This is a genomic window from Halostagnicola larsenii XH-48 (assembly GCF_000517625.1).
In the GTDB taxonomy this organism is placed as follows: Archaea; Halobacteriota; Halobacteria; order Halobacteriales; family Natrialbaceae; genus Halostagnicola; species Halostagnicola larsenii.
The window spans coordinates 1,043,533-1,060,646 of record NZ_CP007055.1 but is presented as its reverse complement, the minus strand read 5'-3'; the positions used below and the strand labels follow the sequence as shown (position 1 = coordinate 1,060,646).

The window sequence follows — 17,114 nt, the reverse complement described above, 5'->3', positions numbered from 1 at the left end:
CTTACTATGAGCGATGACGAACTCATCTGGCGAATCGCAGGGGGTTCCGGGGATGGAATCGACTCGACGAGCCAGAACTTTGCAAAGGCGCTGATGCGCGCCGGGTTGCACGTATTTACCCACCGACACTATCCGTCACGGATTCGCGGTGGCCACACGTACGTGGAAATTCGCGCATCGGCCGACGAAGTACAGTCACGCGGCGACGGCTACAACTTCCTGCTCGCGCTGGGCGACTCCTTCGCGCGAAACCCACAGGAAGAGGCCTACTACGGGAACGAAGAGATCAAGCCGCTTTCGGAGAACTTAGACGAGCTCCGTGAGGGCGGAATCATCGTCTACGACGAGGGACTCATCAGCGAGGAGGATGTCGCCGACCTCGACCTCGAGAAGCGTGCCGAGGAGAACGACTGGCACGTCTTCCCGATGGATCTCCGCGGTCTCGCGAAGGAACACGGCCGCGAAGTCATGCGCAACACCGCTGGCGTCGGCGTCACGGCTGCGTTGCTCGACATGGATCTCGAACACATCGAGGACCTGATGAGCGACGCGATGGGCGGCGACGTCCTCGAGTCGAACCTCGAGATTCTCCACGAAGCCTACGAGATCGTCAACGAGGAGTACGACTTCGAGCACGACCTTCGCGCTCCGACCGGCGAACACGAAACCGAGCAGGCACTGCTTTCGGGTTCGAACGCGATCGCCTACGGATCGATCGACGCCGGCTGTCGGTTCATCGCCGGATATCCGATGACCCCGTGGACGGACGTCTTCACCATCCTCAGCCAGAACTTCCCGGATATGGGGGGAATCGCCGAGCAGGTCGAAGACGAAATCGCCGCCGCGGCGCTGGCCGTCGGTGCCAGCCACGCTGGCGCGAAAGCGATGTCCGGTTCGTCGGGTGGCGGTTTCGCACTGATGAGCGAACCGCTCGGCCTCGCGGAGATGACCGAGACGCCGATCGTCCTGCTCGAGTCGATGCGCGCCGGTCCCTCGACCGGGATGCCGACCAAACCCGAACAGGGCGACCTCGAGTTCGTCCTCTATACGAGCCAGGGTGATTCCTCTCGAGTCGTCTTCGCACCGGGGACGATCGAGGAGTGCTACGAACAGACGCGTCTCGCGTTCCACATCGCCTACGAGTACCAGATTCCGGCGATCATCATCTACGACCAGAAGCTTTCAGGCGAGAACACGAACGTTCCGGTCGAGTTCTTCGACCGCGAACCGAACCCGGATCTCGGCTCGACGCTCACCGAAGACGAACTCAAGGAGGCCGCACACGACGCCTCCGGGAAGTTCCACCGCTTCGCCTACGAACACGAGTCGGGTGCCGAAAACGGCGTCAGCCCACGCTCGCTGCCCGGACAGAAGGGCGGACGATACCTCGCGACCGGAAACGAACACTCGCCAGTCGGGCACATCAGCGAAGATCCCGACAACCGCGTCTACCAGATGAGCCGCCGCATCGAGAAGTTAGATCATATTCGCGAGGAACTCGACGAGGAACACGACTCGAATCAGACCTACTACGGTGACGAAGACGCCGACTTCGGCATCATCACCTGGGGATCCTCTCAGGGTGCCGTCGCCGAAGCCGTCGAGCGACTCAACGAGAACGGCCAGTCGGTCAAAGCGATCGGCGTCTCCGACATGATGCCGTTCCCGGAGAACGAAATGGTCGAGTTCTTAGAAAGCGTCGACGAGGCGATGGTCGTCGAGATGAACGCGACAGCCCAGTTCCGCGGCCTGATCCAGAAGGAACTCGGCCGCTTCGGCGAGAAGATGACGAGCCTGCTCAAATACAACGGCAATCCGTTCGAGCCGGCAGAGGTCGTCGAATCCGCCGAGATCAACCTCAACGGCGGCAACGAGGAGCCGTCCGCACAGGTACACATCGAACCCGCAGCAGGTGACTAACCCATGAGTGCATTCAACGCAATCGGCGACGAACGAGAGATCGACCGCGAGGAGTACACCCCAGGGGTCGAGCCACAGCCGACGTGGTGTCCGGGCTGTGGTGACTTCGGTGTGCTCAAATCGCTGAAACAGGCGCTTCCGGAAGTCGGGCGAACCCCCGAAGAAACGCTCGTCTGCACCGGAATCGGCTGCTCGGGGAAGCTAAACAGCTACCTCGACACCTACGGTTTCCACACGATCCACGGCCGTTCGCTTCCGGTCGCTCGCGCGGCCAAACTCGCTAACGACGGCCTCGAAGTGATCGCCGCCGGCGGCGACGGCGACGGCTACGGCATCGGTGGGAACCACTTCATCCACACGGCTCGAGAGAACCACGACATGACGTACATCGTGTTCAACAACGAGATTTTCGGCCTGACGAAAGGCCAGACCTCGCCGACGAGCCCGAAGGGTCACAAGTCGAAGACCCAGCCCGGCGGAACGGCCAAGACGCCGATCCGGCCGCTCTCGCTGTCGCTGACCGCCGGCGCTACGTACATCGCCCGAACCGCGGCGGTCAACCCGAACCAGGCCAAAGAGATCATCGCGGAAGCGATCGAACACGACGGCTTCGCACACGTCGACTTCCTCACCCAGTGTCCGACCTGGAACAAGGACGCACGGCAGTACGTGCCCTACATCGACGTCCAGGAGTCCGACGACTACGACTTCGACATCACCGACCGCGGCGAGGCCGCCCGGATGATGCAAGAGACCGAAGACGTCCTCAACGAGGGGACCGTCCTCACCGGTCGCTACTACGTCGACGAGGAGAGTCCATCCTACCAGGAGGAGAAAAAGAACCTCGGCCGCGTTCCAGAGGAACCGCTGGCCGAGCGGTACTTCGACGACGACGCCGAGTGGGAGCGCAGCTACGACCTGCTCGAGCGCCACACGTAGAGCCGATCACGACGAGACGTTCACGTCGTTTTTCTTGTGGCTGGTTGTCGACGTGCCAAATTCCTAAAAACACAGAGACAGGTCCACCGACAGGTATCACGAAAACTGCAGTCGACCCCGCTCGACTAGGTGTGTAGCGACTCGGCGATCTCGAGAACCGTTTCTTCCGAGAGGTCCTCGTCGGCGAAGAGGTGGTAGTAGTGCTCGTCGCGTTCCCACTCGAGTTCCGTTCCCTGCTCGGTTTCGGCTATCGTCCCGTCGACGCCGTCGACCGACACCGACGACCCCTCGACGGGGATCGATCGCGGTCCGTCGCCGATGGCGACCCGAATACTTCGATCGTCGTCGTCTCGGTAGGACTGGGTGACCTGCGTCCGGTCTTCGTCGGGATAGGTCGTTCCCGAGACCGACTCGAGCTCGAACCCGCTCGGGATCGTGTCGTTATCGGGCGTACTCACGCTGAAATTGACCGCCGCGTCGGCGTCGTCGACGCTGTCGTAGTCGGCGGTTTCAGGAAGCACGATATCGTCGGGTTCGGAGTCGGCCGGCGGTTCGAACTCGAACAGTTCGTCGTCGAGGGGGTCGTTAAACGAGACGTTTTCGTAGGTTACGGAGAACTCGGCCGATGGGGACGCCATCTCGTACTGGAGTGGAAACATCGTCTCTGCGTCGAAGGCGATCACGATCTCGTCCGGTTGGTCCCCGCTCACGTTCTCGAGACTCGTCTCGAGCGGAATTCGGTAGGTCGTCTCCTCGATCATGATGTCGATCGATCGATCGACGGTTTCGTTTCGGGGCGGCTCGAAGACGACGCGGTGGGCCTGACGGCCGTCGATGGTCGTCTCGTTGACCGATCGGACCTCGAACCGATCGAAATAGCGCTCCTGTTCCGCGTAAATTCGTTCGAGTCGGCTGGAGTCGTTCGTTTGCGTCTCGTAACTCGTGACCGAACCCGACTCGGTGTCCTGATACCAGACCTGTTCGCCGTCGTTGACGACGATGTAGCCGCCGTCTTCCTCGCTCGAGTGGTTCTCACCAGCTTCGGTTCGACTGGTTCCGTCGTCGCGGAGCCAGACGGTCTCGGTCAGCGATTCGGTTTCAGATCCGTTCGAGTCGGTCGTCGTTGTCGTCGTTTCGACCGTCGCGAAAAGGGTTTCCGGCGGCTCCGTCGTGTTTAACTCCTGACTGAGTTGCTCACCGGGAACGTCGTTTTCACCGACTAAGCCGGCACAACCGGCCGTGAGAACGACGAGAACGACGGCGATGAGAACCAGTGGCGAGACGAGTCGGCTCATGACAGGTGCATCCGCGGCCGGTGTTATTATTTCATCGGAGTTGATCTCGAATGTTCTCGAAAGATCAAATCACAGTGATACGTCTTCAACTCGGGTGCGTGATACGTCGTCAACAGTCGATCGATTCGGCGATAGAAACGACCGCCGCTTCGCCGAGGTCGGTAGAGCCGCCGACGTAGTAGCTCACGTCGTCGCACGTCCACGCGAGTCGAATCGATCCGATCGAATCCTGCTGTTCGATAGTCCCGTCGTGATCGTTGATCCGTACCGAATCGCCGTCGACCTCGAAAGCGTCCGGGTCGTCCGACGCTTCGACCATGAACATATCGTCGTCGGCTCCGAGGTACGTGCTCTGAACAGATGTTCGATTGTCGTCCTCGTACTCGACGACCGTCACGCCGTCGAGCTCATATGATTCAGGGACGTGCGCTGGTTTTGCAACGTCGAAATCAACCGCGAGGTCGGCCTGCTCAACGGTGTCGAACTCGGTCCGTGTCGGAATATCTACTTCCTCGACGGTCGCGTTTTCGGGCGGTTCGAACTCGAATAGGTCGTCCGAGAGGTCGGACTCGAACGTGAGATCTCGATACTGCATCTGGAACTGTCCCTCTGCGGTCTCGAACTGATATTTGACCGGGAAGAGATACTCCTGATCGAGCCAGAGTTCGACCTGTTCGGGCTCGTCGCTCAGGTTCTCGCCGGCCGCGCCGTCGTCCGATGATCCGAGCGGAACGGAATAGATTGATTCGCCCATTGCGACGTCTATCGATCGACCGATGGATTCGTTCGAGTCCGTCTCGAGCACGACCCGATACGCGTCGTGATCGCCGACGCTCGTCTCCTCTAGTTTCGCAACGTCAAACTCCTCGAGTAACTGCTCGTTCGCGTCGTAGATGGCGTCGAGACGGTTTCCGAACGGTTCTCGAGAGTCCATGACCGTAACCGTCTCGGAGCCTTCGCTGTACGTCCAGACTTGCGTCCCGTCGTCGACGGTCGTCGTGGAATTGCCGCCGAACTCACTTTCGCTTCGACTCGTCCCGTCGGAACGCAGCCACAGGTCTTCGCTCACTTCGAGAGTCTCGTTATCGAGCGTCGCCTCGGTCTCGAGCGTGGCCGTAATCGATTCGGGCGGCTCGGACTCGTTTACGTCTTCTCGGAGGTCGTCTTCGCTTATGTCGTCGCTTGCGTCATCGGTGATGAGACCGGCACAACCTGCGAGGACGACGAGACCGAGACAGACGAGAAGGGCCGTTCGAAGCCGGAACCGTGACATGAGCGCGAATTTGTGAGGTCAATACATTAATTATTCGACTCGTTAACGGTCCGGAGATCCGTACCCGCGAGCGAACAGTTTCGAGACGTAGCTGAGAATCAACAGCGAGACGACAAGGCCACCCAGCGCGTACGGATGAAAGCCGTACACCAGTTCTCGAGCCCCGTAGAGGACGACGAGTGCGCCCATGAGAAGGGCGGTACCGCCAGCCCAGCGCGAGGCGTAGGCCGAATCGACCGACTCCTCGTACGCCGAGTGAAGCTCTATCCGTCCTCGAACGGCGATCAGATAGCCGAGATAGAGGATCACCAGACCACAGACCAGCCAGACGAGCCCGCTGATCAGATTGTAATCGACCATTGGTTGCTCTGTGGTGACCGACCGAATAAGTTCCACGGTCGCCCATTCTCGCCGTCGGGAACCGCCGTGAGAATACCGTGCCCGATTTACCCGTACCCGCCCCAAAGCGACCGGAATATCGCCCCCGTCCATCAACGATCCGTCGTTTTCAGATACAAAAGATATTTTTCCGCGCCAGCAAAACATACTGGTATGAGTACTCAGGGAACGCAAGATCGCATCCTCGAAGTTCTCGAGGAGGATGCGCAGGCGTCCTACGCCGACATCGCCGATCGGGCGGACGTCTCGAAACCAACCGTTCGAAAATACATCAAGCAACTCGAGGAAGAGGGGGTCATTATCGGATATTCTGCGGATATCGATCCGAAAAAGCTCTCGAGTCAAACGATCGCACTCGTCGGAATCGACGTCGCGAGCGAGCGCTACGTCGAGGCGACGAACGCGCTCAAAGCCTTAGCAAAGGTCGAGGCGCTGTACAGTTCGAGCGGCGATCACATGCTAATGGCCGAAGTTCGGGCCGAAGACGGCGACTCGCTCGGCGAGATTATCTCGGGCGAAATCCTCGAGATCGACGGTGTCACGGCGGCACACCCATCATTCCTGCAAGAGCGGCTCAAGTAATCGTTCGGCTGGATCGACGAAAAGCGGCTTCGGACTTTTCCCGCTCGAAGGCGTGTACCGTCTCATGGCCACCTACCAGCAAGAGACGCGAATCCGGGCACCGCTCGAGAATGTCTGGAGGTTTCACTCGTCGATATCGGGGCTCAAAGTGCTCACGCCCGACTGGATGAACCTGCGCGTCGAGTCAGTGATAGGACCCGACGGTGACCCCGATCCGGACGTGCTCGATGTCGGAGCCGAAGTGTCGCTTTCGATCCGGCCGTTCGGCGTCGGACCGAGACAGCGATGGCGCTCGGTCATCACGGCTCGAGAACGCGCCGACGGCAGCGCGTTCTTTCGGGACGAGATGGTCGACGGCCCCTTCGAGACCTGGGTGCACACCCACTCGGTTTACGCGGACGGCGAGGAGACGATCCTCCGCGATCACGTCGAGTACGCGTTCCCGTTTGGTCTCGTCGGCGACGCGGTCACGCCGTTTTCCCGGATCGGGTTCGAGCCGATGTTTCGGACCCGCCACAGACGGACGAAAGAACGCCTCGAGTCGCTTCGGTGAGTTCGACCAGTCGGATGAGTCGTCGCTGCCGGTGATTCGCGCGACAGGTGGTTCGGCGATCGAACCAAACGGGTTTTGTTTCTCTACCGGGTAGCTAGCGTATGAACCGCTCCGGTAGCCGTTCGCTCTCGAGACGGACGTTCGTCGCTGTTGCGAGCGTCGGTGCCGGGGGTCTCGCAGGCTGTCTGAATCGCTCGGAGGGGACCGAAGAAGACCCCGAAGACGAACGGGAAACAGAGCCCATCGAACTCGTCTCGCACTCTGGCGACGAGCCGATGGACACCCCGGAGGAGTACAGATGTCCGGTCTGTAACATGCAACCGGCCGATTGGCAGAACTGGAACGCCCAACTCGTTCACGAAGACGACGGGGCGACCTTTTTCGACTCCGCGGGCTGTCTGCTCAACTACTACGTCGATCCGGCGTACTACGGGGGACCCGACTCGGAAATAGCTGGCGGCTGGGTGACTGGCTTCGATACCCTCGATCTGATCGACGCGACGGAGGCTTCGTTCGTCCTCGAGGACAATCACGACCGCAACGATGCTCCGATGGACAGTCCCGTCCCGTTCGCCGAACGGGCCGACGCCGTCGCGTACGTCGAGAAGTACGACAATCTTACCGAGGACGACATCGTCGGCTTCGAGGACGTAGACAGCGATATCGCATCGATCTACTGAGCCCCGTTTGGCGGTTTCCTCCGCGTTTCTTTGCCGATTTCTTCCGCGCGTCTCGTTGGCGTTCGTCAGTCTCCCTTTCGAAACGGGTTTGGTTCGACGCGATGATACTCGAGCAGTGTCCGAGCGGATGGATATCCGGGCGACGCCCGCGGCTGCGCTCGCGTTCGCGGTGTTTGCCGCCAGTACGAGCGCGATTCTGGTTCGGTGGAGCACCGCCCCGAGTTCCGTCGCCGCCTTTTATCGAGTCCTCTTTACGACGGCCATCGTCGCGCCGATCGCATTCACAGCTCACCGCGAGGAGTTTGGCCGACTTTCGACTCGAGATCTCGGGTTCGCGATCGTCGCCGGCATCGCCCTCGCAGTCCACTTCGCGGCATGGTTCGAAAGTCTCAATCATACCAGCGTCGCCGCGAGCGTAACGCTCGTGCAAACGCAGCCAATCTTCGTGGCAGTCGGTGCTGCGCTCGTACTCGGCGAGCGCGTCGACCGACAGACGGTCATTGGTATCGTAGTCGCCATCGTCGGGGCGACGGCGATGTCGTTCGGCGACGCGGGACAGGCACCGATATCGAATTCGACCGCCTACGGCAACGCGCTCGCATTTCTGGGTGCGATTGCTGTCGCGTGGTACGTTCTGGCAGGCCGATCTATCCGTCAGCGCGTGTCGCTGTTTCCGTACGTTACCGTCGTCTACACCGCCTGTGGGATTTCCCTGTTCGTCCTCGTTGGCGTGCAGGGCCACGAATACATCGCGTACCCGCGAGAAGAGTGGCTGCTCTTTCTCGGAATGGCCGTCGGTCCCGGCGTCTTCGGCCACACCGTCATCAACTGGGTGCTCGAGCACCTCGAATCGGTCGTCGTGAGCGTGGCCTGGCTCGGCGAACCGGTCGGGGCGACGGTCCTCGCGTTGGCGTTTCTCGGGGAGGTTCCCGACGCAGTCACCGTCGTGGGAGGCCTGATCGTACTCGGCGGGATCTACGTCACGACGCTCGGGCGCGAGCGACGGCGGCCAGACACTGACGGCCGATGAGCGGATTCGGCTGGCGTCGATGTCGATCGGAGAGAAACGGTCACACTGTTTTCGGCGGTTCGACACCGCGACGCGCGGGTTGACAGCCGTCGTGAAGCGGCGAGAGGAGACGAAGCGCGTAGATACACGCTATCGTGGCCCCCGCTGCGAGTGCGAAGAACAGCACGGGTCTCGCGAGATGGAGGCTCTCGAGCGTCGAGAGTCCGAATCCGCCGCCGAACAGGGCCAAGAGCAGTGTGGTTCCAAGGTCGTCGGGAATCGCGTCGATAACGAGCGAGCGATAGCGTCGCGTGTACAGTATCCCGGCGACGACGCCGAGCGGAACCACCGGCCAGCGCCAGCCGGGGTCGAGCGTGCCCAATTCGCTTACGAGCAGCCAGGCCACGACGGGAAGTCCGACGAGGAGGGCGACGAACTCGCCGCGACGGCCCTCCGGAACGGTCCAGTCGCCGTCGTCGGCCCGAAACCACTCGAGCGGCGTAGATCGCATCTGTAGGCTGGTTCGACGCAGTGACGGATTAGCGTTTCCCCGCGATTGTCGTCGACTCGAGACCGCCGTTTCGGTGAGTTCTGTCGCGTTCAGCTGCGGTCGCCGAACTCGGACGGCCGTTCGGCGTACGCGATCGGATCGCGCACGTCGTTGTTTCGAAAGGCTTCCAGTCGAAAGGCACACGAGTCGCAGGTTCCGCACGCGGGTTCGTCCTCGCGGTAACACGACCAGGTGTGCTCGTAGGGGACCTCGAGTTCGAGGCCTCGCCGCGCGATGTCGGTTTTGGACCACTCGACGAACGGCGCTTCGATCGAAACGTCGGTCTCGGGTTTCGTCCCGACGTCGACGACCGTTTCGAAGGCCTCGAAGAACGCGGGCCGACAGTCCGGATAGCCCGAGAAATCCTCGCTGTGCGCGCCGATGAAGACCGCCTCGCAGTCGTTGGCCTCCGCGTAGGAGACGGCCATCGAGAGGAGGTTCGCGTTGCGAAACGGCACGTAGGTGTTCGGAATGTCGTCGCTTTCCGTCTCCGCGTCGCCGACCGGTAGCTCGTCGTCGGTGAGACTCGAGCCGCCGATTGCGGCGAGATGGCCGGTCTCGATCCGGAGGAAGTCCTCGACCTCGAGCGCTTGGGCGAGTTGTCGCGCACACTCGAGCTCGCGCGTTTCCGTGCGCTGTCCGTAGGAGGTGTGCAACGCGTAGATGTCGTAGCCGCGCGCTCGGGCCTCGTAAGCGGCCGTCGCGCTGTCCATGCCGCCAGAGAGGAGCACGACGGCTCGCTTGCGGTCGGATGTTGATTCGTCGGTCGTCGCAGCGTCAGTTGGTGCTGTCATTCGTGTAATCACTCGATTACGTCTCCGGAGCGTCGTTCCACAGATCGACGTGGAGTCGCGGCGTGTACCGAAAGCCGTGTTCCATCGCGAGTTCGGCGACGCGAGTGCGGGTCTGCTCGAGTCGGTCGCGTGTCGCACCTTCGGGCATCAACAGGACGTCGTCGTCTCCGATCGACGCCGTCGATTCCGCGCGAAGATCCTCGAGAACGGACAGGATTTCGTCCATGTCGTCCTCGCCGGTGACGACGAACTTCAACTGGGTGTCACAGACCTCGACGAGTCGCGCCATCGCCTCGATATCGATTCGCTCGCGTTCGTGACGGGTTGCGAACGTGCCGGTTTCCGAACCTGAGTTCGTCACAGGCCGCTGGCCACTGCTCGAGTTATCCGCCGGCGGATCGCTTCTCGGGTCGCGTTCGGGCGTCGGGGTGCTGCTCTCGAGTTTCGGGCTGATAGACGCGAGATCGATAGGTGCGTCGCGGAAAATCGTCCCGTTGGTCTCGACGGTCGTGTGATAGCCCAGTTCTGCGAGGCGCTCGAGCAGTTGCACCGATTCGTCGTGAAGCAGTGGTTCGCCGCCCGTGAGGACGACGTGGTTCGCTCGTTCGAAGTTCGTTACCTCGCCAACGATGTCGTCGAGATCCATCCAGGCGTGGGTCGGCTCCCAGGAGGTGTGGTAAGAATCACAGAACCAACACCGGAGGTTACAGCCGCTCGTGCGAACGAACACTGACGGAACGCCCGCGAGGACTCCTTCGCCCTGTATCGAGTAGAAGAGTTCGTTGATCGGGAGGGAATCTCCCTCGGGTCTGGCGGAGTCGTCGCCGTTTCGGCGTGAAACGCCGTCGTCTGCGCCGGGGCCAGTACTCGAGACGGGCATCTCAGAACTGCCCTCCGCCGCAGAGTTCGCTCGTTTCGCTCACCTGAACGCTGACCGTCTCGACGGTCTCGGGCAGCGCGTCCACGAGCCTGTTTTCGAGCACGACGCTCATGACCTCCGCCGTCGGCGGGTGTTCGAGCACGACGAGCGCGTCGCCGTCGCCTGCGGCTTCGAAGGCCTCGACGAGCGGATCGCCGGCCTCGAGCAAGAACATGTGATCCCACTCGGAGATGACTCGAGTAATATCTCCTTTGTCCACGACCCAGCCTTCCTCGGTCAGTTTGCCCGCCACCGAGACGGCGATTTCGTAGTTGTGACCGTGCGGACGAGCGCACTTCCCATCGTGGTGACGGATTCGGTGTCCCGCACTAATCCGAAGGGGACGGTCGTGTCCGACTCGGAGCGTTCGCGTCCTGCCGACGATATCCGTGGACTGAGATTTTTCCGTGTTGGTCGCGTCGTCTCCAGACTCGAGTCCTGTGTCCATACCTGGAGAATACCTTGAGATTACTTAGTTCCTCCCCAAATCCGATTCGGATGGTGCCGGTGAATCTGGCGCGAAGACGAGATAGCTATGGGTCCGGCAACCCAACGGCGGGTATGAACGTTGCAGTCGTAACGGTCGGGGACGAGTTACTCGCCGGTCGGACAGCGAACACCAACGCGACGTGGCTCGCCGAGCGGCTCACCGACCGCGGGGTAACCGTCGAGCGCGTGACGACGATTCCAGACCGCGTCGGCGATATCGCTCGCGTCGTAAACGAGTACCGAGCCGAGTACGACGCGGTGATCGTCACCGGCGGACTGGGACCGACACACGACGACGTGACCATGGACGGCGTCGCTGCCGCCGTCGGACGACCGCTCGAGCCCCACGACGGGGCGCTCGAGTGGCTCGCAAACGAAGGCGGCTACTCCCGCGAAGACCTCACGAACGGAACCGGGACGCTCCCAGCAGGGTCGCGAGCCCTCCACAATACGGAAGGGGTCGCACCCGGCGTGGTCCTCGAGAACATCTACGTCCTCCCGGGCGTCCCCGCGGAGATGAAAACGATGTTCGAGGAAATCGCACCGGAGTTCAACGGCGTCACGACCCACCGGGCGGTCGTCGTCGCGGACGAGCCCGAAAGCGCCCTCATCGATCGGCTCGCCGAACTCAGATCCCAGTTCGACGTCTCCGTCGGCAGTTACCCCGGCGAATCGGTTCGAGTGGCTATCGAGAGCCCCGACCGCGAAACCGTCGAGGCTGCCGCCGAGTGGTTCGAAAAACGAGTCGAGAGTCCCGCTTAGCGGTACAACACTGCGAGCCATCCGACGACGAGCACGACGCTCACGATCAGGACGCCCCAACCGGTCCACGTCGGTAGCACCGGTTCCGTCGCCAGAAGCAGGTCTGGTAGTGCAGTCATACACGGTACTCCCTGCCCATCCCTCTTAACGTTTCAGAAACCGAACGAGCGGAATCTTCGGACGAGGTAGCCGAGCAAGAAGCCACACGGCTTTGTGACCCGACCCCCATATCCCACTATGAACGCAATCGGGTTCGTCGTCAATCCGATCGCCGGAATGGGCGGTCGAGTAGGGCTGAAAGGTACGGACGACAAACTCGAGGAAGCGCGCCGGCGCGGTGCCGAGCCGCGAGCCCCGGATCGAGGACGCGACGCGCTCGAGACGTTGGTTCGCTTGCGGCCCGAACTCACCGTCTACACCGCGGCGGGCAGCATGGGCGAATCGGTCGCGAGCGCCGCCGGGTTCGAACCGAACGTCGTCTTCGAACCCGACTCCGCGGCGACGTTCTCGAGTCCGGAAGATACCGGTGAAAGCGAGCCGGCAGCCGAGAACGGACAGGAGACGACGGCCAAAAACGGATGGGAGACGACAGCCGAGAACGAACGCGAGACGACGGCTGAGGACACGCGAGGGGCCGTCCGATCGTTTCTCGAGCGCGGAGTCGATCTGGTGTTGTTCGTCGGCGGCGACGGCACCGCCGCCGACGTGGCCGAAGTGCTCGAGCAAGCGGGGGCCGAGACGCCGATGCTCGGCGTTCCAGCGGGGGTGAAAATTTACTCCTCAGTTTTCGCCGTGGCACCCGCCGACGCGGGTCGCGTCGCCGCCGAGTTCGACCGAGTCGAACTCCGCGAGGTCAACGATATCGACGAAGCGGCCTACCGTGACGGTATCGTGCGTTCGGAGCTGAAAGCCGTGGTTTCAGTTCCGGTTGCCCCCGAGATCCAGTCCAGCAAACAGCTCGCGAGTGGCAACGTCGACTCGCTCGCCGCCGGCTACGCTCGAGACGTCGATCCCGAGATGACCTACGTGTTCGGTCCGGGCAGCACCGTCGGGCGGATCGAACGGGAACTCGGGATCGACGCTTCGCCGCTCGGTGTGGACGTCTGGCGGGACGGCGAGATACTCACACGGGATGCGACCGAAGACGAGATCCTGGCGACGGTCGTCGACCCGTTCACGATCGTCGTCTCCCCAATTGGCGGACAGGGGTTTCTCTTCGGTCGTGGAAATCACCAGCTATCGCCGGCCGTTATTCGCCGGTCCGAGGCGCTCGATGTCGTCGCGTCTGGAGAGAAACTCGACGGAATCGGTGCGTTCCGAGTCGATACCGATGACGATGACCTCGACGAGCGACTCCGCGGGTGGGTTACGGTTCGGACGGGGCGGTACACTACCCGTCTCGTGAAGGTTGTTTAAGGACTGGGACAAATATGGTGAACAACTCAAGGATATAACGACGCCCTCGAATGTATTGAGCATATAGTCAAGATTAAGGTTCACTCTGTCCTACGCTGTGGTATGGAAACGCGGAAAGTGCAGCGACTCGGTCCGTCGACGCTCGCAATGACGCTTCCGGCCGAATGGGCCTCCGAACACGATGTCGAGAAAGGCGACGAAGTCTCGCTTCGAACCAGCGGCAAGGGCACGCTGACGGTGATGCCCGAATCCGCCAACTCCGAGGAAACCGAGGCGATCATCCACGCCGACAATCTCGACTCCGAAGCGGTCGAACGGGCGATCGTCGCCCAGTACGTCCTCGGCCGCCGCGTCATTCGAATCGAGTGCGAGGACGGCGCACTCGAGTCCGAACACATCAACGCGGTCTACCGCGCCGAAACGCAGCTCATGGGCCTGGGCGTCATCGAAGAAACGCCGGAGAACATCTCTATTCGCTGTTCGGTCGATCCGGAGGACTTCACGCTCGACAACCTCTTAGAGCGCCTCGAGCGAACCGGGCGGACGATGCGCGGCGAAGCGATCAAAGCGCTTGCACACGGAAACCCCGACCTCGCACAGCGGGCGCTCAACCGCGAGCGTCAGGCGAACAAGATCTTCGTCCTGTTGCTCCGCCTGATCTTTACGGCCTACCAGAACCCGAACCTCGCCCGCGCGGTCGGACTCAACAGCGGCTTTCCCTTGATCGGCTACCGATCGATCGCGAAGAACCTCGAGTTGACCGCCGACAACGCAGAAGACATCGCCGATATCGTAATGGAGACGGAAGGCCACACCCTCAATATCGATAACAGCGTCATGCGCGAGATCCGAGAGCTAACCGAACTGGTCGACGAAATCACCTCGCTCGCGGTCGAGTCTGCAGTCGAGCGAGACTACGACAAGACGATCGAAGCGCGCAAGCTCTACCAGGATATCGCGGATCGGGAACAGGAGATCTTAGCCGAGTTGCCCGAGATGGAAAACGAGGATCTCCTGAAAGTTCGGGAGGTGCTGGTCAGCGTCCAACAAACCGCTGGCTACGCCATGCGAAACGTCGAAATCGCGTCTAATCTCGCGCTGAACGAGGAGTCCGAACACACGACGATCAAATAACATCTGCGCGTTCTCGAGCGGGGTGGGCGTCGGTCCATATCCGACGGAGTCGACGCCCCGGAATCACCGCGAATGAGTGCAATTAAGAGACCTCACTCGAAACCACCGTGATATGGCTACGCAAACGAAATCAGCGACCGACAAGGGCGTCGGCCTCGCGATGGCACTCGGTGCGCTCGCCGTCGTCGGTGCAGTCGCAATGATCGTGGGTGCACTCGAACTCGGCGGCATCCCCGAAATCACCGCGGCAGGTGGCTTTGCCGGCGCAGTGGCGTTTTCGATACTCGCGGTCGTCGGGATTCACCTCTGGAACTGACGCCCGTCGAAACGCACGGATCGCTCGAGACGGTTCTCCGACTTCGAATCGGAGAGTTCTCGGATGGCAGCGCTCGTAGAAGGCAACTCCTTGGATACTGCCCGACGGATATCGCTTCTAATCCGTCGTTTGTGGCGATTTTCACGGACAGTGGCTGGTCTCACCCGTTAAGAGTTAAGGCCACCGAAGCCGTATATACGATACTGACGATGACCGACTACTCCAACGAAGAACAGCGCATTCTCTCGTATCTCCGCGAGAGTGCAGCCCGAGGTGAACAGTATTTCCGGGCGAAAAACATCGCATCGGCGATCGGTCTCTCGTCGAAACAGGTCGGGGTTCGCCTCCCACACCTCGCGGAGAAATCGGAAGATGTCGATATCGAGAAGTGGGGCCGAGCGCGCTCGACGACCTGGAAAGTCACGCTCAGTTGAGCCAGTCGACGATTTCACCGTCTTTTTACCCGTGAATCACGGAGATACCTTCACATGACAGTACGGGTCGATCGATCGTTCGAAGTCGACGCTTCTCCCGAGCGCGTCTGGGAGTTCATTTCCGACCCGGAGAATCGCGCGCAGTCTATCAGTGTCGTCTCCGAGTACACGATCGATGACGAAGCCGGCAGAGTAGCGACGTGGCACGTCGAACTACCCATCCCGCTGGTTCGGCGAACGATTACCGTCGAGACCGAAGACGTGACCCGAGAGCCACCGAACTACGTCAAATTCGTCGGGAACTCGAAGGTGATGGACGTCACGGGCGATCACGAAATCGTCGCAACCGAGACGGGGGCTCGCCTCGAGAACCAGTTCGTCGTCGAGGGAAAACTCCCCGGCGTCGAGAAGTTCTTCAAGCGAAATCTCGACGACGAACTCGAGAACCTTCGTCGCGGCCTCGAAAACGACATCCGCTCTTCGCCCTGACTCGCCGATGACCACCGATCACTCGCGTGTGAATTCGCCAGCGCAATCGACCGACGACTCGGGAGTCACGCTGGCGCTCGCACAGATCGCGATCGAGTCGGGTGACGTCGACGGAAACGTCGAACGAGCGACCACAGCAGTCGCTCGAGCGGCGGCAGCTGGAGCCGACCTCGTCGCGCTTCCGGAACTGTTCAACGTGGGGTACTTCGCCTTCGAGGAGTACGCCCGCCACGCCGAACCGATCGACGGACGCACGTTCGGGCGGCTCAGGGACGCGGCCGTCGACCACGACGTCGCCGTTCTCGCCGGGAGCATCGTCGAGGATCTCGCGGCGACCGACACGGTTCCGACACCCGCCGAGAGCGGCCTCGCAAACACTGCCGCCCTGTTCGGCGCCGACGGCACGCTCGAGTTAGTGTATCGGAAACACCACCTCTTCGGGTACGAGTCCGCAGAGAGCGAACTCCTCGTCCCCGGCGAACGAGTCGACACCGCCGAGGTCTGCGGATTCACCGTCGGCGTGACCACCTGTTACGACCTTCGATTTCCCGAACTCTACCGCGAACTGGTCGATTCGGGCGCGCAGTTGCTATTGATCCCCAGTGCGTGGCCGTACCCGCGAGTCGATCACTGGGAGACGCTCTCGCGCGCTCGAGCGATCGAAAACCAGTGTTACGTCGCGACGATCAACGGGTCCGGATCGTTCGACGACGCCGAACTGCTCGGGCGTTCGACCGTCTACGATCCCTGGGGCGTTCGTCTGGCCTCGAGCGGGGACGACCCGGCGCTGGTCACGGCAACGGTCGATCCCGCAGAAGTCGCGGACGTGCGCTCGTCGTTTCCCGCCCTCGAGGATCGACGACACTAGCCGTTCTTACTGCCGTTCGACGAGGTCTCGCTCGAGACCGATTCGATACCCATCGTGATCGATTCCGCGACCGGGATCTTTTTGGTGCTCCCGGCCGGTGTACGAGATGCCGGTTCAGGACGCTTTTCACGTCTTCACCGGTAACTGCTCGTCTCCGACTCCGCCGAACTCCTAGGAGAACGGATCCACCGCTCGTCCACGCCTTTCGCCTTCTCGCTTTCGTATCCATTGTCGAGTACTGTCTTGGACACCTCACCGTCGTTATCTGATACCGGTCGATCGAACCGAAAAAG

The 17,114-nt window shown here is 61.4% G+C and carries 21 protein-coding genes; 13 read left to right on the top strand and 8 right to left on the bottom strand.

Annotation, left to right across the window (positions count from 1 at the left end; genetic code table 11):
- The first annotated feature begins 6 nt into the window (after positions 1-6).
- Both HALLA_RS05330 and HALLA_RS05325 read left to right on the top strand, forming a co-directional pair.
- Positions 7-1,920 carry a 2-oxoacid:acceptor oxidoreductase subunit alpha gene (locus HALLA_RS05330; protein WP_049952413.1) on the top strand — a complete coding sequence of 638 codons (1,914 nt, stop codon included), beginning with the start codon at positions 7-9 and terminating at the stop codon, positions 1,918-1,920.
- 3 nt (positions 1,921-1,923) lie between these two features.
- Complete coding sequence (locus HALLA_RS05325; RefSeq protein WP_049952412.1) at positions 1,924-2,859, top strand: thiamine pyrophosphate-dependent enzyme; 936 nt, start codon at positions 1,924-1,926, stop codon at positions 2,857-2,859.
- Between the two features lie 125 nt (positions 2,860-2,984).
- Here HALLA_RS05325 and HALLA_RS05320 read toward each other — a convergent pair whose 3' ends face one another.
- The 3 genes from HALLA_RS05320 to HALLA_RS05310 all read right to left on the bottom strand — a co-directional run bounded on the left by HALLA_RS05320 (position 2,985) and on the right by HALLA_RS05310 (position 5,787).
- On the bottom strand, positions 2,985-4,154 hold the full coding sequence (locus HALLA_RS05320; RefSeq protein ID WP_049952411.1) for an outer membrane lipoprotein-sorting protein: 1,170 nt from the start codon (positions 4,152-4,154) through the stop codon (positions 2,985-2,987).
- A gap of 109 nt (positions 4,155-4,263) precedes the next feature.
- A complete protein-coding gene (locus HALLA_RS05315) occupies positions 4,264-5,427 on the bottom strand; it encodes a LolA family protein (RefSeq protein ID WP_049952410.1) in 1,164 nt (387 codons plus the stop codon).
- A 42-nt stretch (positions 5,428-5,469) separates the two neighbouring features.
- Positions 5,470-5,787: a hypothetical protein gene (locus HALLA_RS05310; protein ID WP_049952409.1), complete on the bottom strand. Its 318-nt coding sequence runs from the start codon at positions 5,785-5,787 to the stop codon at positions 5,470-5,472.
- Between the two features lie 192 nt (positions 5,788-5,979).
- Here HALLA_RS05310 and lrpA1 point away from each other — a divergent pair, with 192 nt between their 5' ends.
- The 4 genes from lrpA1 (at position 5,980) to HALLA_RS05290 (ending at position 8,671) form a co-directional block, all read left to right on the top strand.
- Positions 5,980-6,408 (top strand): HTH-type transcriptional regulator LrpA1, encoded by a 429-nt coding sequence (gene lrpA1 / locus HALLA_RS05305; RefSeq protein WP_049952408.1) that lies wholly within the window; start codon positions 5,980-5,982, stop codon positions 6,406-6,408.
- A gap of 64 nt (positions 6,409-6,472) precedes the next feature.
- Positions 6,473-6,961, top strand: a complete 489-nt coding sequence (locus HALLA_RS05300; protein WP_049952407.1) for an SRPBCC family protein — start codon at positions 6,473-6,475, stop codon at positions 6,959-6,961.
- A 101-nt stretch (positions 6,962-7,062) separates the two neighbouring features.
- Positions 7,063-7,641, top strand: coding sequence for a nitrous oxide reductase accessory protein NosL (locus tag HALLA_RS05295; protein ID WP_049952406.1), 579 nt, complete (start codon positions 7,063-7,065; stop codon positions 7,639-7,641).
- Between the two features lie 127 nt (positions 7,642-7,768).
- Positions 7,769-8,671, top strand: a complete 903-nt coding sequence (locus tag HALLA_RS05290; RefSeq protein WP_049952405.1) for a DMT family transporter — start codon at positions 7,769-7,771, stop codon at positions 8,669-8,671.
- A gap of 40 nt (positions 8,672-8,711) precedes the next feature.
- On the opposite strand, the gene HALLA_RS05285 is transcribed toward HALLA_RS05290, so the two are convergent.
- The 4 genes from HALLA_RS05285 to HALLA_RS05270 all read right to left on the bottom strand — a co-directional run bounded on the left by HALLA_RS05285 (position 8,712) and on the right by HALLA_RS05270 (position 11,361).
- Positions 8,712-9,161 carry a hypothetical protein gene (locus HALLA_RS05285; protein WP_049952404.1) on the bottom strand — a complete coding sequence of 150 codons (450 nt, stop codon included), beginning with the start codon at positions 9,159-9,161 and terminating at the stop codon, positions 8,712-8,714.
- 89 nt (positions 9,162-9,250) lie between these two features.
- A complete protein-coding gene (queC, locus tag HALLA_RS05280) occupies positions 9,251-9,994 on the bottom strand; it encodes a 7-cyano-7-deazaguanine synthase QueC (RefSeq protein ID WP_049952403.1) in 744 nt (247 codons plus the stop codon).
- A 16-nt stretch (positions 9,995-10,010) separates the two neighbouring features.
- Entirely contained in the window at positions 10,011-10,874 is an 864-nt protein-coding gene (locus HALLA_RS05275) for a 7-carboxy-7-deazaguanine synthase QueE (protein WP_049952402.1), read from the bottom strand.
- 1 nt (position 10,875) lies between these two features.
- Positions 10,876-11,361, bottom strand: coding sequence for a 6-pyruvoyl trahydropterin synthase family protein (locus HALLA_RS05270; protein WP_049952401.1), 486 nt, complete (start codon positions 11,359-11,361; stop codon positions 10,876-10,878).
- Positions 11,362-11,474: 113 nt separating this feature from the next.
- On the opposite strand from HALLA_RS05270, the gene HALLA_RS05265 reads away from it, so the two are divergent.
- Complete coding sequence (locus tag HALLA_RS05265; protein ID WP_049952400.1) at positions 11,475-12,164, top strand: competence/damage-inducible protein A; 690 nt, start codon at positions 11,475-11,477, stop codon at positions 12,162-12,164.
- On the opposite strand, the gene HALLA_RS21590 is transcribed toward HALLA_RS05265, so the two are convergent.
- Positions 12,161-12,283, bottom strand: coding sequence for a hypothetical protein (locus tag HALLA_RS21590; protein ID WP_277921475.1), 123 nt, complete (start codon positions 12,281-12,283; stop codon positions 12,161-12,163). The genes HALLA_RS05265 and HALLA_RS21590 overlap by 4 nt on opposite strands.
- A 118-nt stretch (positions 12,284-12,401) precedes the next feature.
- Between HALLA_RS21590 and HALLA_RS05260 the strand changes: the two genes are divergently transcribed.
- The 6 genes from HALLA_RS05260 to HALLA_RS05235 all read left to right on the top strand — a co-directional run bounded on the left by HALLA_RS05260 (position 12,402) and on the right by HALLA_RS05235 (position 16,821).
- Complete coding sequence (locus HALLA_RS05260) at positions 12,402-13,580, top strand: ATP-NAD kinase family protein (protein WP_049952399.1); 1,179 nt, start codon at positions 12,402-12,404, stop codon at positions 13,578-13,580.
- A 102-nt stretch (positions 13,581-13,682) separates the two neighbouring features.
- Positions 13,683-14,714 carry a phosphate signaling complex PhoU family protein gene (locus HALLA_RS05255; protein WP_049952398.1) on the top strand — a complete coding sequence of 344 codons (1,032 nt, stop codon included), beginning with the start codon at positions 13,683-13,685 and terminating at the stop codon, positions 14,712-14,714.
- 112 nt (positions 14,715-14,826) lie between these two features.
- On the top strand, positions 14,827-15,030 hold the full coding sequence (locus HALLA_RS05250) for a DUF7525 family protein (protein WP_049952397.1): 204 nt from the start codon (positions 14,827-14,829) through the stop codon (positions 15,028-15,030).
- Between the two features lie 209 nt (positions 15,031-15,239).
- A complete protein-coding gene (locus HALLA_RS05245) occupies positions 15,240-15,464 on the top strand; it encodes a DUF7123 family protein (RefSeq protein WP_049952396.1) in 225 nt (74 codons plus the stop codon).
- 54 nt (positions 15,465-15,518) lie between these two features.
- Entirely contained in the window at positions 15,519-15,953 is a 435-nt protein-coding gene (locus HALLA_RS05240) for an SRPBCC family protein (RefSeq protein WP_049952395.1), read from the top strand.
- A 7-nt stretch (positions 15,954-15,960) separates the two neighbouring features.
- Positions 15,961-16,821: a carbon-nitrogen family hydrolase gene (locus tag HALLA_RS05235; protein WP_157231331.1), complete on the top strand. Its 861-nt coding sequence runs from the start codon at positions 15,961-15,963 to the stop codon at positions 16,819-16,821.
- Positions 16,822-17,114 lie beyond the last annotated feature (293 nt).

Excerpts from the sequence above, each read along its gene's own strand:
- HALLA_RS05330 (WP_049952413.1), top strand. The coding sequence starts at position 7 with ATGAGCGATGACGAACTCATCTGGCGAATCGCAGGGGGTTCCGGGGAT.
- HALLA_RS05290 (WP_049952405.1), top strand. The coding sequence starts at position 7,769 with ATGGATATCCGGGCGACGCCCGCGGCTGCGCTCGCGTTCGCGGTGTTT.
- lrpA1 (WP_049952408.1), top strand. The coding sequence starts at position 5,980 with ATGAGTACTCAGGGAACGCAAGATCGCATCCTCGAAGTTCTCGAGGAG.
- HALLA_RS05320 (WP_049952411.1), bottom strand. The coding sequence starts at position 4,154 with ATGAGCCGACTCGTCTCGCCACTGGTTCTCATCGCCGTCGTTCTCGTC.
- HALLA_RS05250 (WP_049952397.1), top strand. The coding sequence starts at position 14,827 with ATGGCTACGCAAACGAAATCAGCGACCGACAAGGGCGTCGGCCTCGCG.
- HALLA_RS05295 (WP_049952406.1), top strand. The coding sequence starts at position 7,063 with ATGAACCGCTCCGGTAGCCGTTCGCTCTCGAGACGGACGTTCGTCGCT.
- HALLA_RS05245 (WP_049952396.1), top strand. The coding sequence starts at position 15,240 with ATGACCGACTACTCCAACGAAGAACAGCGCATTCTCTCGTATCTCCGC.
- HALLA_RS05300 (WP_049952407.1), top strand. The coding sequence starts at position 6,473 with ATGGCCACCTACCAGCAAGAGACGCGAATCCGGGCACCGCTCGAGAAT.
- queC (WP_049952403.1), bottom strand. The coding sequence starts at position 9,994 with ATGACAGCACCAACTGACGCTGCGACGACCGACGAATCAACATCCGAC.
- HALLA_RS05275 (WP_049952402.1), bottom strand. The coding sequence starts at position 10,874 with ATGCCCGTCTCGAGTACTGGCCCCGGCGCAGACGACGGCGTTTCACGC.
- HALLA_RS05310 (WP_049952409.1), bottom strand. The coding sequence starts at position 5,787 with ATGGTCGATTACAATCTGATCAGCGGGCTCGTCTGGCTGGTCTGTGGT.
- HALLA_RS05255 (WP_049952398.1), top strand. The coding sequence starts at position 13,683 with ATGGAAACGCGGAAAGTGCAGCGACTCGGTCCGTCGACGCTCGCAATG.
- HALLA_RS05235 (WP_157231331.1), top strand. The coding sequence starts at position 15,961 with ATGACCACCGATCACTCGCGTGTGAATTCGCCAGCGCAATCGACCGAC.
- HALLA_RS05265 (WP_049952400.1), top strand. The coding sequence starts at position 11,475 with ATGAACGTTGCAGTCGTAACGGTCGGGGACGAGTTACTCGCCGGTCGG.
- HALLA_RS05240 (WP_049952395.1), top strand. The coding sequence starts at position 15,519 with ATGACAGTACGGGTCGATCGATCGTTCGAAGTCGACGCTTCTCCCGAG.
- HALLA_RS05260 (WP_049952399.1), top strand. The coding sequence starts at position 12,402 with ATGAACGCAATCGGGTTCGTCGTCAATCCGATCGCCGGAATGGGCGGT.
- HALLA_RS21590 (WP_277921475.1), bottom strand. The coding sequence starts at position 12,283 with ATGACTGCACTACCAGACCTGCTTCTGGCGACGGAACCGGTGCTACCG.
- HALLA_RS05325 (WP_049952412.1), top strand. The coding sequence starts at position 1,924 with ATGAGTGCATTCAACGCAATCGGCGACGAACGAGAGATCGACCGCGAG.
- HALLA_RS05315 (WP_049952410.1), bottom strand. The coding sequence starts at position 5,427 with ATGTCACGGTTCCGGCTTCGAACGGCCCTTCTCGTCTGTCTCGGTCTC.
- HALLA_RS05270 (WP_049952401.1), bottom strand. The coding sequence starts at position 11,361 with ATGGACACAGGACTCGAGTCTGGAGACGACGCGACCAACACGGAAAAA.
- HALLA_RS05285 (WP_049952404.1), bottom strand. The coding sequence starts at position 9,161 with ATGCGATCTACGCCGCTCGAGTGGTTTCGGGCCGACGACGGCGACTGG.